Origin of the sequence: Nonomuraea sp. NPDC049784 (assembly GCF_040659615.1) — a bacterium.
Lineage (GTDB): Bacteria > Actinomycetota > Actinomycetes > Streptosporangiales > Streptosporangiaceae > Nonomuraea.
On sequence record NZ_JBFAMX010000002.1, the window covers coordinates 52,667 to 67,636 of the forward strand.

Here is a 14,970-nt window from a genome sequence, read left to right on the forward strand (position 1 = left end):
GACAAGCATTCGGTCCATGCGCCACTAGCGCGCCGCGAATGCCTGCCAAGCCGTGCGCCTGCGCGAGTGTCCCGGTTGCCGTCAGGATGGATGGCGTAAAGCCGGAACCCCGCCTCTCTTACGATGTACGGGCCGTCCTCGATGCTCAGGCCATGTGGCTGTGGATCCCCGAGAAGCCGCTCATGCGCAGGCCTCTGGTCTTTTCCCGAGGACTGGGGCATGCTCTTCCCGCCGGCCAGGCCGCCAGCCCGTTCACTGCAGCACTCGCCGAGCTGACCGCCCTTCAGGCCAACCAGTTACACATACGATCAGCGACGGCGGCCCGGCCACCAACGCCAAGCTGCACAGCCCTGAGGGTGGCATTGATAGGCAGGGCTCGGGTCTGGCCCACCAGCCTGAGAACGCTGGATAAGCACAGGTGAGGGGCGTATCCGTTGGATCCTGCGCCATTACTACCGGGACCCCTAGAAGCTCACGTAGGTGGGCACCCCGGCGATTGCCGGTCTAGTCGTTGTCCTGGGCGATGAACTCGGCGTAACCGTCCGCGTCCCAATTGAAATCGGACTTGGGCTTGTGGTCATGGATCTCCATCTCAAACAGCCAGCCCTCGCCGTAGGGGTCCCTGATGAGTAGCTCCGGAGTGTTGGCGAGCTCGGTGTTGACGGCGATGACTTTCGCCTCGACTGGTGCGCAGAAATCGCTCCAATCCTCGTCAGGAGCAGCATCCCCGTCCTCCCACTCCTCGTCAGAATCAGCATCCCCCTCCTGACTCCAACTGACCCGACCGAAGTAGTCACCCAACTCGACGTAGCTACCTACCTCAGGCAACTGCACCCGCAGCCCTCTGTCGGGGATCTGACCTGTGAAGAAGGTGGTGAAGCCGACCCTCACCCGGTCGCCAGGCGTGTCCAGCTTCCTGTTGCGCTCGAACCACTCCCCGTTGCCCCACATGTGCAGCTCACCGGCGTACAGGCGATCCTGGGGGTGCTCGCTCACTTCTTCCTCCCGTAGAAAGGCAAACCGAACTCTTCTGATCTTCACCGGCGGCGGCCGTAGTGTCGAGGCCCCCGGACGGAGCGGTGCTGGACGACCGCCTTGGCGACCCTGTAGCGGAAGTAGGTCGCCCACCCGCGTAACATCCGGTTCAGACTCGTGATCGCTCGCCTGGCGGGCCGTCCCTTCCGAGGTCAGTAGCCAGGGGATCAGGCGCGACTCCGGGTCCGCCGCCGGACCGCCGCATACCTGGCAGAGCAGCTTGTTCATGCACCGCCACTGCCGCCGCGTGTTGAGCTTCCTCATGCGCTCGGAACCGCGCAGGCGGGGCTTGTCCAGCAGGTCGCGCACCCTGGCGCGCAGGACGCCCGGCTCCCAGGATTTGGCGGCGGGAGGCTTGATCCAGTCGCCAGGGTGAGACGCCTGGTAGGCCAGGCGCAGTCGGCCTGCGTAGGGCTCGAAGGCGATCGGCGCTGTCACTAGTTCGTTGGCGAAGGCGATCGTGTACGGATGGTCGTGTACCCGGTCATGGGTGGTGGACCTCTGCTCAGTCCCGCGCGGCAAGGAGGGCCGTCCGTCCAAGGCGCTCACGCTGGCTCAGGCAGAAGCCGTGCTCAAGGCCGCCGAGGAACCCGCATGCATAACGTGCGGCGCGCCTTCCGCGCGGTCATCGCCAAGGCCGACCTCGACCCCGACAAATGGACGCCCCGAGAGCTACAGCACAGCTTCGTGTCCCTGCTGTCAGACCAAGGCATCCCCTTGGAGGAGATCTCCCGGCTGGTCGGCCACAGCAGCACGGCGGTAACCGAACTGGTCTACCGCAAGCAGATCCGTCCGTACTTCAGGAAGGCGCGGTGGCTATGGATCGGATCTGCATGACATGAGATCGGGAAGCTTAGACACCCAGAAGCCCCCCGCGATCACGCGGGGGGCTTCTGACCTGGAGCCGCCTTGGGGATTCGAACCCCAGACCCCTTCATTACGAGTGAAGTGCTCTGGCCGACTGAGCTAAGGCGGCGTGCCCTGTAGCTTCGAAGAGTCTACAGGAGCCCGAGAGGTTCTCGCTCCCATTGATCTACCGGTCCCTGGCGGCCGCCCTGCTCGGGTATTCACCGGTCCGCTGCGCCGTAGTACTGTGATCGTACTGACCGGGCATGCTCACGTCCGGCTGCTCGGGGTCCTCCAAGAAAGACGATCGCCAAAAGAATCTGCGACGGGTTTCCCCCAAGATCAGGGAGGATCTCTTGCCCCGTATCGTGGTCGCACCGGATGGCAGAAGGCTGGCGGTCGAGGAGCGAGGAAAGCCTGACGGCACCCCGGTCTTCCTCCTGCACGGCACTCCCGGCAGCAGGCTCGGGCCGTCTCCCCGCGCGCAGGTGCTCTACCGGCTGGGCGTCCGGCTGATCACCTTTGACCGGCCCGGATACGGGCTGTCGGACAGGATGCCGAACAGGACGGTGGCCAGCATCGCCGCGGATGTGGCGACGATCGCGGACGAGCTCGAGGTCGGCAGGTTCGCGGTCGTGGGGCGTTCCGGCGGGGCGCCGCACGCGCTCGCGTGCGCCGCGCTGCTTCCCGAGCGCACGACCAGGGTGGCCGCGCTGGTCAGCATCGCGCCGCACGGCGCCGAAGGGCTCGACTGGTTCGCGGGCATGACGGAGTCGAACGTCTTCGAATATCTCGTGGCGCGGGCCGGCCCGCATCTGGCGGCCACTCGCCTGGCCGCGCAAGCCGAGCAGATCCGCGCGGATCCCGAGAGCAAGGTGCTCTCGCTCGGTCAGGAGGGGTCCGACTCGGATCGCCGGATCATCTCCGACCACGGCCTGCGCCGGATGATGGTCCGCAACTTCACCGAGGCCCTGCGCCACTCGGCGGACGGGTGGGTGGACGACGTGCTGGCGTTCAGCTCGGAGTGGGGGTTCGATCCGGCCGTCATCAGGGTGCCCACCCTCGTGTGGCACGGCGAGAACGACGTGTTCGCCCCCGTCGGGCATTCCCGCTGGCTGGGCAAGCGCATCCCCAATGCGACGGTCCGCATCCAGCACGGCGTCGCTCACCTCGACGCCCTGAGCGTGCTGCCCAGGGTGCTGCCCTGGCTCACCCGCGAGCTGGGTCACCAGATGGGCTGAGCCTCAGGTCGGCTGAGGTTCGAGGTCCCGGTTGACCCGCCGCCATTCCTGGAGGGCCACGGTGCACGGGTGCGAGTCGCCCAGCTTGGCGGCCACCATGACGAGCGTCCTCGCGCGCAGGTCCTCCGCCTCCGCGTTCTTGCCGGCCGACCGCAGCGTGATCACGAGGTTCGCCTGACAGGCCAGCGTGTCGGGGTGATCGGTGCCCAGCGTCGCGTCCAGGCTGCCCAGGGTACGCCGCTCCATCCGCTCGGCCGTCTCCACGTCCCCCAGGTCGGCGGCGCAGTTCGCCACGTTGATCGCGCAGGACAGGGTGAACGGATGGTCGTCGCCGAGATGGTCGCGCAGCGCGGTGAGCGTCCGCCCGCCCAGCTCGTGGGCCTCGTCGAGGGCTCCGAGGCCGCGGAGATAGGTGCACAGGTTGTTGGCGGCGGCGGAGGTGTACGGGTGCTCCGGGCCGAGCAGGTCGCTGTAGTCCTTCATCACGGTACGGGCCAGGTCTCGGGCGGCGGCCTTGTCGCCCGTGGACGACATGCAGCAGGCCAGTTCGAGCGCGGCTGCCTTGGCCTCCGGATTGGACGGATAGAGCCGGCTGTACCGCCCGTACACGTCCCGGGCCAGTTGCGCGGCCTCCTTGCGCTGCCCCGCTCGGCGCAGTGACACGGCCAGGCTCTTCGTGGCCCACAATGCCTCGGGATAGTCCTCGAACGCCAGGTCCGCGTAGCGCTTGAGCGTCTGCCGCAGCAGCTCGATGGAGGGCTCGAACTCCCCCGCCTCCCGCATGTCCCTGGCGAGGTTCTGGGCCATGGCCAGCGTGTTGAGGTGGAGCGGCCCGAGCACTCCCAGCATGCGGTTGTAGATGTCCCCGTCGAGCCTGCCCGCGTTGCGCCAGTCACCGACGAGCCGGTAGGAGACAGCCAGGTTGTTGGCCGATCGGAGCGTGCGTGGGTGATCCTCGCCGTAGTTCTCCCGCCACTGCTCATACACCCGCTTCTCCTGGTCGAGCGCCTTGGAGAACTGGCCGAGCGCCCGCAGGTCCGCGGCGATCCCGCCGGCGGTCTGCAGCGTGTGCGGGTGGTTGTCGCCGAGGAGTCCGCGCTGCTGGGCCCACACCCACTGCTCGAGCTCGTACGCCTCCTGCGCCCGGCCGAGCGATCGCTGGACGTTGGCGATGTTCGTCAGCAGGTGTAACCGCTGCCTCTCCAACTGCCCGAACACCTCCTCCCAGTAGTTGGCCAGGCGCTGGCCGAGCCGCAGGGCATTGAGGTATTCGCCGCGCTTCCACCAGTAGCGCACGCGTTCGGTGAGGAGTTGCCTGGTGTCGTCCTCCTCGCAGTTCTCCGCGTCCGAGGGGAGGAGGTGCGGCCAGATCAGGTCGTAACGGGACCAGTTCTCCGGGTCGTCCACTTCGCCTTGCCGCGGCCGGGCGCCCACGAGGATGCGGTGCACCTGGTGGCTGACGACGTCCCTCTCTTCCTTGGTCATCTGGCCGCGGATCACGGCCTGGACGAGCCGGTGCACCTGCAGGGTGTTGCTGCCCTGGTCGATCCTGGCCAGGGCGAACCTGCTGATCTCCCTGATGACCTGGCCGAGCAGCAGCTTCTCGCCGCGCAGCGCGTCATCGAACGGCACCAGGACGTTCATCATCTCGTCGCTGTAGATCAGCGACTGCGAGATGGGCTCCGGCGAGAAGAAGGCACAAAGTTGCAGCAGCCGCTCGGCCGCCGGAGAGCGCCGCTTCAGCTGCTCCAGCGAGACGTTCCAGGCGCGGGCCACCGGGTCGGGGTAGTCCTCCGGCTGGTTCGCGGACAGCACCGCGGCAGTCTGGCTCCGCAGCAGCTCCAGGTAGTCGGAGGCCGGCTGGCCGGTCTCGCTCAGCCACGCGGCGGCCTGGGTGACGGCGAGCGGGAGATAGCCCAGTGCCTCGGCGACCTGGAGGGCATCGTTCGGATCGAGCCTGGGCACCGTGCGCCGCAGGTGCTGCAGGCTCTCCTCCCGGCTGAACACGTCCACCTCCAGGGGCGCCGCCATGTTGCCCCACGTCGGGTTGCGTGAGGTGACGATGACGTGGCCGGAGCCGCTGGGGAGGTACTCGCGCAGGTCGTCCGGTTCGCCGGCGTTGTCGAAGATCAGCAGCCAGCGGGAGTGCGGGGTGCCGCGCCGCAGCGCCTCGCGGGCCGCCTCCGCCGCCTCCACGACGCTGTCGCCGACGGGCAGGCCGAGGCGTCTGGCGAGCTCTGCGAGGGAGGGGTTGATCAGGTCGGGCTGTTCCGCGGAGACCCACCAGACCACGTCGTAGTCGGCCCTGAACCGGTGGGCGTACTCCAGAGCCACCGCCGTCTTGCCGACGCCGCCCAGTCCGTACAGCGTCTGGGGGAGCACGACCGCCTGGTTGCCGCCGACGAGCTGATCTCGCAGCGTTTCGAGCATCTTGTCCCGTCCCGTGAAGCTGGCGTTGCGCCCCGGGACGTTCCAGACCTTCGGCTCCGTGCCGGGGAAGCGGGCCTCCAGCACCGCCGTGTCCTGCAGGGCGAGCCCCGGCTTGCTGACCGCGCGCAGGATGGCCTCGGCGGCCTGCACGGGCGGGAGCCTGAAGAGGTCGACGGTCGGCCTCTCCGAGAACGGCGGGACGAGCCGCAGGTCCCCCGACACTCGCAGCGCCGTGACCATGGGCCACAGGCTCAGGTCGTCGGCGCCGGAGGCCGTCCAGTCCGCGGCGTTGAAGTCCTGCAGGTAGGTGGTGGTCAGCACGGCCACGACGCCGGTGACCTCCCCGGTCCTGCCGAAGCCGCCCTCTCCGGCCGCCGTCAGCGCCTGCGGGACCACGCGGAAGTTTGCGTGCCGCAATATGACGGCGATCCAGTCGGCCCACATGCGGTCCTCGGGGGCGTAGCTGAGCAGGATCTCCTGGTGCAGGAGAGGCTCCCTACGGGTGAACGCCTCCAGCCAGCGCAGGCGGATCGGCTCTTCCATCGGAGGCAGCTCACTGACCGCCCCCGACGTGATCGTGTTCGTCAACCGCTCGAAGGAGGCGAGCAGCGACCCCGGTGCTCCTGGAGCGTCGCCGAAGACGGCCAGCGTCTCCTCGAACGCGTAGAAGCGTTTGTACGGGATCTCCACCGCCCCCCAGTACCGCTCGCGTTCCTCCGGAGACAGATGCAGGAGGAAGCGCTCGAACTTGGAGCGGGCATAGGCGCGCCCCGCGTCCGCCTTCTTCTTCTCGCCGTCGTCCACACGCATGGGCACGGGCAGGATCTTGCGATCGCGGTCGTGGCGCTCGCTGATCGCCCGAGCGACCCTGGCGGCTCCGTCAATACCTTGATCGCTCATGGTGAAGCAGTCCACTAGGACGTCCGGCATATCGATCGTGCATATGTCGGCGATGTCGCTGAAGCCTGTCCTGCTGTCGATCAAGCAATAGTCGTAGTGGCGCTTGATGTCGGCGCGTAACGCGTCGAGGAAGCGGCCGCCGGCGAGCCGTTCGTAGAAGGTGTCCCAGTCGAAGGCAGATACGAGTGAGGAGTAGTCGCGGTTCTGCTGGCCCGCGGAAACGAAGTCCAGCGTGCCCGCTCCCGGGAACTTCCACTCCAGCGACACCGCGTGCGGCACCACTGTCGCGTACTCCAGATGCCATTCGGGGCCGCGTTCGCGCGGGCTGGTCGCCGCCCAGCGGTACTCGTTGACGATGTCGATGACGCCGGTCGTCGCACTGATCACGCTGTCGTCGAGGAACGGCCGGAAGAAGCGGTGCAGCCCGGGCGACTCGAGGTCCCAGTCCATGGCGAGGACGCGCAGGCCGTTGCCGGCCAGCAGCCAGGCGACGTTGGCCACCGCCATCGTGCGGCCCGTACCTCCCTTGTACGAATAGAACGTGACGATCCGTCCGTCAGTCTCGTCGCTCATCGTCACCATCCCCTGGCTCCATCAATCGGGGTTTCTTTCCTGAGCCGCCCGGTGGCGGATACACCTGGGCCGTTCGCAGGTACCGGTTGAACGCGCGCTCCAGCATCCTGGGCATCTCCCGCTGCAGGTCGTCGAGAGACTTGATCTCATGAACGGCCGGCTGGCCCTGGCCGCCCGGTATGGCCTCACCCAGCAGGCGCCGCAACCTGGGCTCGGCGTCGCTGGTCTCCTTGTCCCTGGAATTCCACGGCACCACGACGGGAAACCAGCGGGTCATCTCGCCGCCGAACTGCCGCAGCGCCTCATAGGTGTCCGGCATGTCGGTGGCCCACGGGTCCACCAGCATCATCCCCGGCTGGTCGGGCGATCCCTGATCGTCTTCGGGAATGCTGAGCGGGCCGATCTCGGCGCCGATTCCCCGGCGGCGGGCGAATTCGGTCACCTGGTGGGCGAGCGGCTGATGATTGCCCTCATCGCGGTACGGATTCCATTCGTGCGGCCGCATGCCGTAGTAATACGGGTTGCGGCCGTTGGGCAGGTTGCCGAGATGGGGCGCCACCACGCTCACCTTCATCCTCTGCTCCGCCCGATAGCCGTCGAAGGCATTGGGCAGCGTGGTGTACCGGGGCAGATCCTGCGCCTCCTGCAGCGGGGACAGCTCGGCGACCTGGCTGATCCGGCGGGCGAGTGTGAGCGTGGCCTGGAGGAATTTGTTGCGCTGCGAGGAGACTTTGGCCACGCTGTACAGCCCATGGCGGAGATAGTCCGGCCAGAAGCCTTCCTGGGAGAACTGGATGAGGCGGGCGCAGTCGGGCATCGAGTTCGGCTCGATCGGGATCCACATGATGGGGATGATGACCGGGGGCGGCTCCGATGTGTGCGCCCTGAGCCGCATCTGGATGGCCGACCATTCGCGTCCGCACTGCTCGCTGTTGAAGTAGCGAGGCGAGTAGAGCGGCACGAACACCCGGCAGGTGGCCAGTGCCCTGGACACCTCATCCGGCCACTGCTCTCCCAAACGCATCTTGCGATCCAAGAAGCCGGCTTCCGACTTCTTCCGCAATGTCGTCATCTGAACGAGCTCTTCGCATAAATCGTCGAATAACCGGTATACCCATCTGTTTGGATCACCGCTTGTGGTCTCGTCCATGGGCATGCGCGCATAACTCAGGAAGAAATATGGCACCTGCCCGGTCCCCCCGGAAGCCGACATTCCCGACATCGACCACCCTCTTTCAGGAATGATTCACTATACACGCGGGCAGGCGCCACGAAGACTGTCTACTTCGCACTATGTCCACACTTGGCGTCGTCCGATCCCCAAACGACAAGCCCGAGTTTTCGCCATTTCGGGCTCTTCCAGAAATAGCGGTATTCGGTCCGTCACAAACCCTGGCGCGCAGATCGAGGAGCTCAGCCCGGCAGGGGAATCTCCTCGCCCTTCTGCCACGACACGACCGTTTCCCTCATCCGGGCGACGAACCTCTCGCCCACCGGGGTCAGCGCTCCCGAGGCGGCCAATGTGTCGGTGGCCGCGACAGTGTGCCCGCACCAGCGGGTGAACTCCTCCTCCGCCTTGTCCCGGGCGGCACCCCGTACGGCATGACGGCGCGTTCTCCAGAAGTCCGTCACCCCGATGTGCGCGTACGTCCCCTGGAGCAGCCCCTCCAGCGGCCGGAGGTCCTGCCGCCACGGCGCGTGGTAGAGCCTGGTGTGAGATCGGTCGAACAGATCGAAAAGATCGAACACCGCTCCCAGCTTGACGTGCTGGAACTCGTGAATGAGCAGCATCGCCAGCGTCGCGGGATCGGCCGGCAGGGCCGCCGCGATGGCTCCGAAGGCGTGGCGGGCGGTCGAGCTCACGTCTCGGCCGTCGGGAGCCGGCGCCAGCGGGGTCAGGGTGGTGAGGCCGCCGCGCAGGCCCTGTGCGTACTGGGGGTATTCCTTCTCGATGAGCTGCCAGGCCTGCTCGAACGACTCCTGCCACGCGGCGGCCTCGTCCTCGCTCAGCCTCCCGGCCGCGGGCCACTGATGACAGTCGCGGTGGGAGTCGGCGTCCTCGAGCACGAGCGAATAGTCCCCGCTGCTGACCGTGCGGACGGCCCGCCACTCGGGCGTCGCGCCCGTCGCCACCGTGATCCGGCCTCTCCGCACGACCAGGGTGACGACGTCACCCTCGACGCCATGCAGCGTGCCGACGGTCGGCAGGTAGACGGCGTGGTCGGTGACCGCGACCGGCAGCGTCACGTCCTGGCCCGAGCGGATCATCGCGGCGGCCGCGACGTTGGCCAGGTACGTCACCGAGCTCTCACCCTGCAGGCATCCGACCGCCCAAACCCGGACGTACGGGTGCGCGAGCACCGTCTCCAGCTCGTCGCGGTGGTCCCGGTCGAGCCGGGCGAATAGCTCCCACACGGCGCCGGCGGCCTTCGGGCGCAGCGCCGCGATCAGCGCACGGCGCACGCTGCGCTGCGCGTCCACCAGCCGCCCGATGTCGTCGGCGTTGCCGAAGCCGGTGGCGAGCGAGTCGAGGGAGGCGTACGGAATCGCGTGCGAGGACATCTTCGTCCTGTCCTGGATGTGAGACACCAGTTTGAACAGGTCTGCGCAGTAGACGCTGGGGTTGTCGAACGACCCTGCCCGGAACCTGTGGGTGTATAGCCCGCCCCCGCAGCTGTCGACGATGGGGCACTCCCGGCAGGTGGCCGACAGACCCTCCAGCCCTCGCTGCCTGGCGACGACCCCCGGATGCGCCGCCACCTCGTCCAGGGGGTGCCGAAAGACGTTGTAGCCGGTGGCCGGGGCGCCGTCGTATGCCACCTTGAGCGAGTCGACCAGTTCGTACGAGCCGTCGGTGTCAATGACGATCATCGTGCTCGGCTCGAGCCCGACCGCCTCCGTCAAGCTCGCCTCTCCCCGAGTCGTACGGATGATCGACTCGAACAGCCGCACCGACGCGGGCCTCCCGTCGGCGTCCCAGCGATCGAAGATCGAGATCAGCCAGTCGGCATAGGCCGTCTCGGAGGGGCGCTCCGGCGGGGTGTCCCAGGTCGCGTAGGGAAGTAGGAAGTCGATCCGAGGCGGCCGCAGATCGATCAATGCTTCGTACACCGCGATCGGATCATTGGCCACGTCCACCGTGCAGAGCAGGCCCGCATAGAGCTCGGGTCGCGTCCGCAGCCGCTCAACGGCCTGAATGGCCTGGTCGTAGCTGCTCCGGCCCGAGGCGTAGACGCGGTGCCGGTCGTTGGCCGCCCTGTCGCCGTCGAGTGACACGCCCACACTGATCCGCTGCTCTTCGAACACCTCGCAGAACCGGTCGTCGAGGCGCACGCCGTTGGTCTGGATGTGCAGCCCGAGACGGCAGTGGCCGTCGAGCGCGGTGCGGAGCGTCTCGGCGATCTCGGCGAGGCGCTCGTGCCCGGCCAGCAGCGGCTCCCCGCCGTGCAGCACGACGTCGATCTGCTCCAGGCCGTGCCGCGTCACGTGCTCCGCTATGCGCGACGCGACGCGATCGACGGTGCGGGGGGATATGACCTTGGGACGGCTACGCCAACTCTGATCAGCATGTTCATACACATAACAGTGGTTGCACGCCAGATCACATCGACTATGTACTTTTAGTACAAACTGTCGAAAAGGCGTGATCACCGGACTCAGCCGTTCCAGAATTAGATGGAGTTCTGGAAGGCCGCAACGGGCACGACAGGCATTTCCCCACAAACAGGCACAACACGCCGCAAAATCTCGTCGACCATGCGGTCCTCTGGCGTTCCCATATTCACAAAGGGAACATCACGGAGATCCCTCAGCTCCGAGATCAACTCCCCATCCTCGAACGTGACCATCTTCACCGTTCCTGCAGCGTGCTGGGTATTGAGCAGAGCAATTGTGTCATGAAATAAAGTGTCCCCGAGCAACGCGGCGGCCACGACACGCCAGGACGCCACCATGAACCCCTCATTGTCCTCGCCCGGCTGACCTCCGGCAAGCAAATGCGCGAGTTACTTTAGCGACAATTGACGGTCATTGTGGCTTAACGTCCAGTTAGGTCGCTACACGCATCGATCTTCGCTATCGGACTATGACGGTCCGTCACCGTACATCGCATCGTGCTGTTTGCGTGGCGAACACACGCTGGCCTTCGAGCACGCGCACCGCCGCCCCCCGTCGTTGAGCCGCACCACCACGGAGTCCGACGGCACGTTGTGCCCCACCACGGTCCCCGCTCCCTGAGGGGTCTCCACGCTCGCCCCCACCCGGGGAGCCGAGGCCCGGAACTCCTGGTACAGGGGGTGCTCGTACTTGAGACAGCACATGAGCCGCCCGCACGCCCCCGCGATCCGCAGTGGATTGACAGGAAGGTCCTGATCCTTGGCCATCCGCACCGAGACCGGCTCGAAGTCCTTCAGGAACGTGGCGCAGCACAGGTCACGGCCGCAGGGGCCGATGCCGCCCTGCAGCCGCGCCTCATCCCTCGGCCCGATCTGCCGCAGCTCGACCCTGGCCCGGAGGTTACGGGCGAGATCGCGTACCAGGGCACGGAAGTCCACCCGGTGCGGGGCCGAGAAATAGACCGTGTAGATGTTCTCCTCGTCGAGGTAGTCGATCCCGACGACCTTCATCGGCAGCGTGTGCCGTTTGATCAGCCGTTTGGACACGCTGCGCGCCTCGGCCCTGCGCCGCTTGTTGGCCTCGTCGCGGGCGAGATGCTCCTCGGCCGCGAGGCCCGCGCACACCGGTAGCCCGTCGATGTCCTCGCTCGTGTACTGCGGCGCCCACACGCACTCCGCCACCTCGGGGCCCGAGTCGGTCGGCACGAGCACCTTGTCGCCCACCTTCGGGCTGTGCGCACCGGGATCGAGGTAGTAGAGCCTCCCGTAGCGGGTGAAGCTCACGGCCATGATCATTCCCATGGGCTCGCGCTCGCCTCCTGACGGCCTAGGGGTCCAACGGCCTTCCCTGACACATTACGTGTGTCCGCGCGCCTGGGGTGAGGGCCGGAGCCGGATCACTTGCCTACCGGGCACACCTTGTCGTCCGGCAGGGACAACCCATAGGCGGTGCGCAACTCGCTGTCATCGGCGAAACATGGGGCGTAGAAGACCTGACTCACCCCAGGTTGCCGCTCCAGCTTGCTGACCACCGGGGCCCACTCTGCCTCGGGCTTCATCGTCACTCTGAAGGATTCCGGCATGTCCGTCACCTTGGTGGCCCGGAGGAGCGTCTTGTTGTCCCGGTACAAGCGCCGGAAGTTCTCGTACGCCGCCGCCTGGTCCTCGAAGACGACCTCCTTGACCCCAAGCATGGCCTTGATCGTCTTCGCGATGGCCTGCTTCTGGGCGGCAGTCGCCGCCTTCCCGTCCTTCGTGAGCTTGAAGTCGCCCTTCCCAAGGGACTCGCGCTCGGCACCACACGTCGGCATGGGGGATGCTTTGGCGCAGAGGAACACGCTGATCAGCGGCTTCTGCGGATCGGCCGGAGGAGGAGCTTGCTCCATGGCGCCCAGCACGCCGGACATCCCCCGAAGCGCCTTCTCCACCTCCTTCGGGTCAGCCCCCTTCTTGATCTTCAACCTGACCGACGTCGGCAGGTCGGTGGGCTTGACCGTATCCAGCAGTGCCTTGTTGTGCGCGAACCTGACCCGGAACTTCTCGTAGGTGGCCACCTGGTCCATGAAGAACATGGCCTCGACCTGCGGCAACTCCCTCAGCGTCCGCTCGACCGCCTCCGTCTCCTCACGGCTGACGTCGCGTCCCTGGCACTTCGTCTCCTTCGGAGCCGACTTCGTACACAGGAAGACGGCCATGTCCGTGCTCTTGGCGAGCGCCGGATTTGCGGCCACCGCGCGGTCCTCACCGCCGCCTGGACCGCCCAGCCACACGGCGGTCGCCGCCCCCGCGAGCACCACGACCGCCGCCGTCACCAGCCGGAAGTCCACCCGGAACCGCCCCCTCTGCGATGCCCGCAACGGCCTGAGCGTGCTTGTGTCGACCGTCGCCCCCGTCTCGACGAGGGCCTCACGCAGTCTGTCTTCCACCCGGCTGGTCATGAATCCTCCCCAAGCGCCCTACCGAGGGCCGCCAGCCCTCGCGCGATTGTGGACCTGGTCGTGCTCGCGCCGATCCCCATGGTTTCGGCGATCTCCTGGTCGGACAGGTCGAAGTAGTAGCGCAGCGTCAGCGCCTCACGCTGCCTGCGCGGCAGCTCGCGCAGGGCCAGCAGCACCTCGCGCCGCTCCTCGCCCATCAGCGCGGCGCTCTCCGCCGACCAGACAGGCGGCTCGTACGGCACCGCGCGCCGGAACACCGTCGCCCGCCTGCGCAGCACGGACCGGCACCCGTTGAGCACCGCCGAGCGCACATAGGCCAGCGCCTTGTCGGCATCCCGCAACCGGCCGCGACCGGCGTGAGTGCGCGCGAACGCCTCCTGAAGGACGTCTTCGGCGGTCGCCTGATCACCGACCATGATCAGGGCCAGCCGGACGAGGCCCACGTGGTGCTCAGCGAAGATCGACGCCACGTCTACCCGCTGCCGCGCCAGCGCCTCTTGTTGGGTGAGCAGTTCGACTTCCACATATCAGAGACGCCCCACGGCCTCATCTGCTGCTCGCGTCACCCTGCCATCTTGCGCTGGAGTGTGATCAACCGGGGCAGCCTAGCGCTCCAGGCGTGGATCAGGGACGCAGCGCCAGCATCATCGCCTCGACCGCCATCTGCGGATTGACGTTCACTGCCAGCCGTTCCCGGCACTGCATGATCGCGTCGATCCGCCGCAAGGTCTCCTCCGGCGTGGACGCCTTGGCCAGCTGGTCGAGATCGAAGCAGAGGTCGTCGTTGGCCAGCTCGACGCCGGCCCCGAACTGCATGGCCAGCACGTCCCGATAGAACGACACCAGCTCCAGCAGCGCCGAGTCCAGCGAATCGCGCTTGATCCGCGTGGCCCGCGACTTCTGCCGGTCCTCCAGCTCCTTCAGGGCCCCGGCCCCGCCGCGTACCAACCCCCGGTTGAGGCCCTTGCCGGTGGACCCCTCGCCGTAGATCTTGCGCAGCTCGGCGGTCTCGCTCTCGTTGAGCAGGGCCGTGGCCGCGGCGGCTTCCTCCTCCGCCGTCTTCACCAGCCGCTCGGCCGCCGAGACACACTCTCCCACCCCGGTCAGCGAGCGTGGAATGCTCAGCACCGCCTCACGACGCCGCCTGACGCCCTCGTCCAGCGCCAGCGCCCGCGCCCTGCTGATGTGGCCCTGGGCGGCCCTGGCGGCGAACCTGGCCACGTCTGGCGGCACGCTGTCGCGCGTGGCCAGCACGTGGGCGACGGCCTCCGTGGCGGGGGTGGTCAGGTTGACCACCCGGCAGCGCGACCTGATGGTGATCATCAAGTCGTCCGGAGCCGGCGCGCACAGCAGCCACACCGTACGGGGCGGCGGCTCCTCGATGGCTTTGAGCAGGGCGTTCGCGGCGGACTCAGTGGCCCGGTCGGCGTCCTCGAACAGGATGACCCGCCACCGCCCCTGTGTCGGCGCCCCGGCCGCCCGCAGGATGAGCTCGCGGGTCTGCTTGACGCTGTAGGACAGGCCCTCGGGGCGTACGGACTCCAGGTCGGGATGCGAGCCGATGAACACCTGGTGGCACTGGTCGCAGTGGCCACAACCCCCATCGGGGCACAGCAGCGCCGCGGCGAAGGCACGGGCGGCGTCCTCCCTGCCCGAGCCCGGCGGCCCGGTGAACAGCCACGCGTGGGTCATGCCCGCGCCGCGCCCGCCCCCGACGACCTCTCCGGCCGCCGCCGCGGCCCGCGACAGCACGGCTACCGCCTGGTCCTGCCCGACGAGGTCATCGAAAACTGCCACGACGTAAGGCTAGCCGCACATCGCGGCCCCCACGCCCGCACTGCAAGCGCACCACCGTCACCCCGTGATGCCGCCCTACCGGCGAACCGGCACGAT

At 67.4% G+C, this 14,970-nt stretch carries 12 protein-coding genes and 1 tRNA gene; 2 read left to right on the plus strand and 11 right to left on the minus strand.

Going from position 1 to position 14,970, the window contains the following annotated elements; translation table 11 throughout:
* Window positions 1-504 precede the first annotated feature (504 nt).
* Together AB0J09_RS00860 and AB0J09_RS00865 are read right to left on the minus strand one after the other, a co-directional pair.
* Window positions 505-951: a hypothetical protein gene (locus AB0J09_RS00860; protein ID WP_360683127.1), complete on the minus strand. Its 447-nt coding sequence runs from the start codon at window positions 949-951 to the stop codon at window positions 505-507.
* A gap of 86 nt (window positions 952-1,037) precedes the next feature.
* Window positions 1,038-1,139 carry a hypothetical protein gene (locus AB0J09_RS00865; protein ID WP_360683052.1) on the minus strand — a complete coding sequence of 34 codons (102 nt, stop codon included), beginning with the start codon at window positions 1,137-1,139 and terminating at the stop codon, window positions 1,038-1,040.
* Between the two features lie 490 nt (window positions 1,140-1,629).
* On the opposite strand from AB0J09_RS00865, the gene AB0J09_RS00870 reads away from it, so the two are divergent.
* Window positions 1,630-1,872, plus strand: a complete 243-nt coding sequence (locus AB0J09_RS00870) for a tyrosine-type recombinase/integrase (protein ID WP_360683054.1) — start codon at window positions 1,630-1,632, stop codon at window positions 1,870-1,872.
* A gap of 62 nt (window positions 1,873-1,934) precedes the next feature.
* Here AB0J09_RS00870 and AB0J09_RS00875 read toward each other — a convergent pair.
* Window positions 1,935-2,011, minus strand: a tRNA-Thr gene (locus tag AB0J09_RS00875).
* 226 nt (window positions 2,012-2,237) lie between these two features.
* On the opposite strand from AB0J09_RS00875, the gene AB0J09_RS00880 reads away from it, so the two are divergent.
* A complete protein-coding gene (locus tag AB0J09_RS00880; protein ID WP_360683056.1) occupies window positions 2,238-3,122 on the plus strand; it encodes an alpha/beta hydrolase in 885 nt (294 codons plus the stop codon).
* A gap of 3 nt (window positions 3,123-3,125) precedes the next feature.
* On the opposite strand, the gene fxsT is transcribed toward AB0J09_RS00880, so the two are convergent.
* The 8 genes from fxsT to AB0J09_RS00920 form a co-directional block, all read right to left on the minus strand.
* Window positions 3,126-7,025: an FxSxx-COOH system tetratricopeptide repeat protein gene (gene fxsT / locus AB0J09_RS00885; RefSeq protein ID WP_360683058.1), complete on the minus strand. Its 3,900-nt coding sequence runs from the start codon at window positions 7,023-7,025 to the stop codon at window positions 3,126-3,128.
* On the minus strand, window positions 7,009-8,247 hold the full coding sequence (locus tag AB0J09_RS00890; protein ID WP_360683059.1) for a TIR-like protein FxsC: 1,239 nt from the start codon (window positions 8,245-8,247) through the stop codon (window positions 7,009-7,011). Before AB0J09_RS00890 ends, fxsT begins: the two co-directional genes overlap by 17 nt.
* A 191-nt stretch (window positions 8,248-8,438) precedes the next feature.
* Window positions 8,439-10,676, minus strand: a complete 2,238-nt coding sequence (locus AB0J09_RS00895) for an FxsB family cyclophane-forming radical SAM/SPASM peptide maturase (RefSeq protein ID WP_360683061.1) — start codon at window positions 10,674-10,676, stop codon at window positions 8,439-8,441.
* A 20-nt stretch (window positions 10,677-10,696) separates the two neighbouring features.
* A complete protein-coding gene (locus AB0J09_RS00900) occupies window positions 10,697-10,978 on the minus strand; it encodes a hypothetical protein (RefSeq protein WP_360683063.1) in 282 nt (93 codons plus the stop codon).
* Between the two features lie 129 nt (window positions 10,979-11,107).
* Window positions 11,108-11,935: a regulatory iron-sulfur-containing complex subunit RicT gene (gene ricT / locus AB0J09_RS00905; protein ID WP_360683129.1), complete on the minus strand. Its 828-nt coding sequence runs from the start codon at window positions 11,933-11,935 to the stop codon at window positions 11,108-11,110.
* A 101-nt stretch (window positions 11,936-12,036) separates the two neighbouring features.
* Entirely contained in the window at window positions 12,037-13,077 is a 1,041-nt protein-coding gene (locus AB0J09_RS00910; RefSeq protein ID WP_360683065.1) for a permease-like cell division protein FtsX, read from the minus strand.
* Window positions 13,074-13,601 (minus strand): SigE family RNA polymerase sigma factor, encoded by a 528-nt coding sequence (locus AB0J09_RS00915; RefSeq protein ID WP_360683067.1) that lies wholly within the window; start codon window positions 13,599-13,601, stop codon window positions 13,074-13,076. The genes AB0J09_RS00910 and AB0J09_RS00915 overlap by 4 nt, the downstream gene beginning before the upstream one ends.
* Window positions 13,602-13,701: 100 nt before the next feature.
* Window positions 13,702-14,874 (minus strand): DNA polymerase III subunit delta', encoded by a 1,173-nt coding sequence (locus tag AB0J09_RS00920; protein WP_360683069.1) that lies wholly within the window; start codon window positions 14,872-14,874, stop codon window positions 13,702-13,704.
* Between the last annotated feature and the right edge of the window lie 96 nt (window positions 14,875-14,970).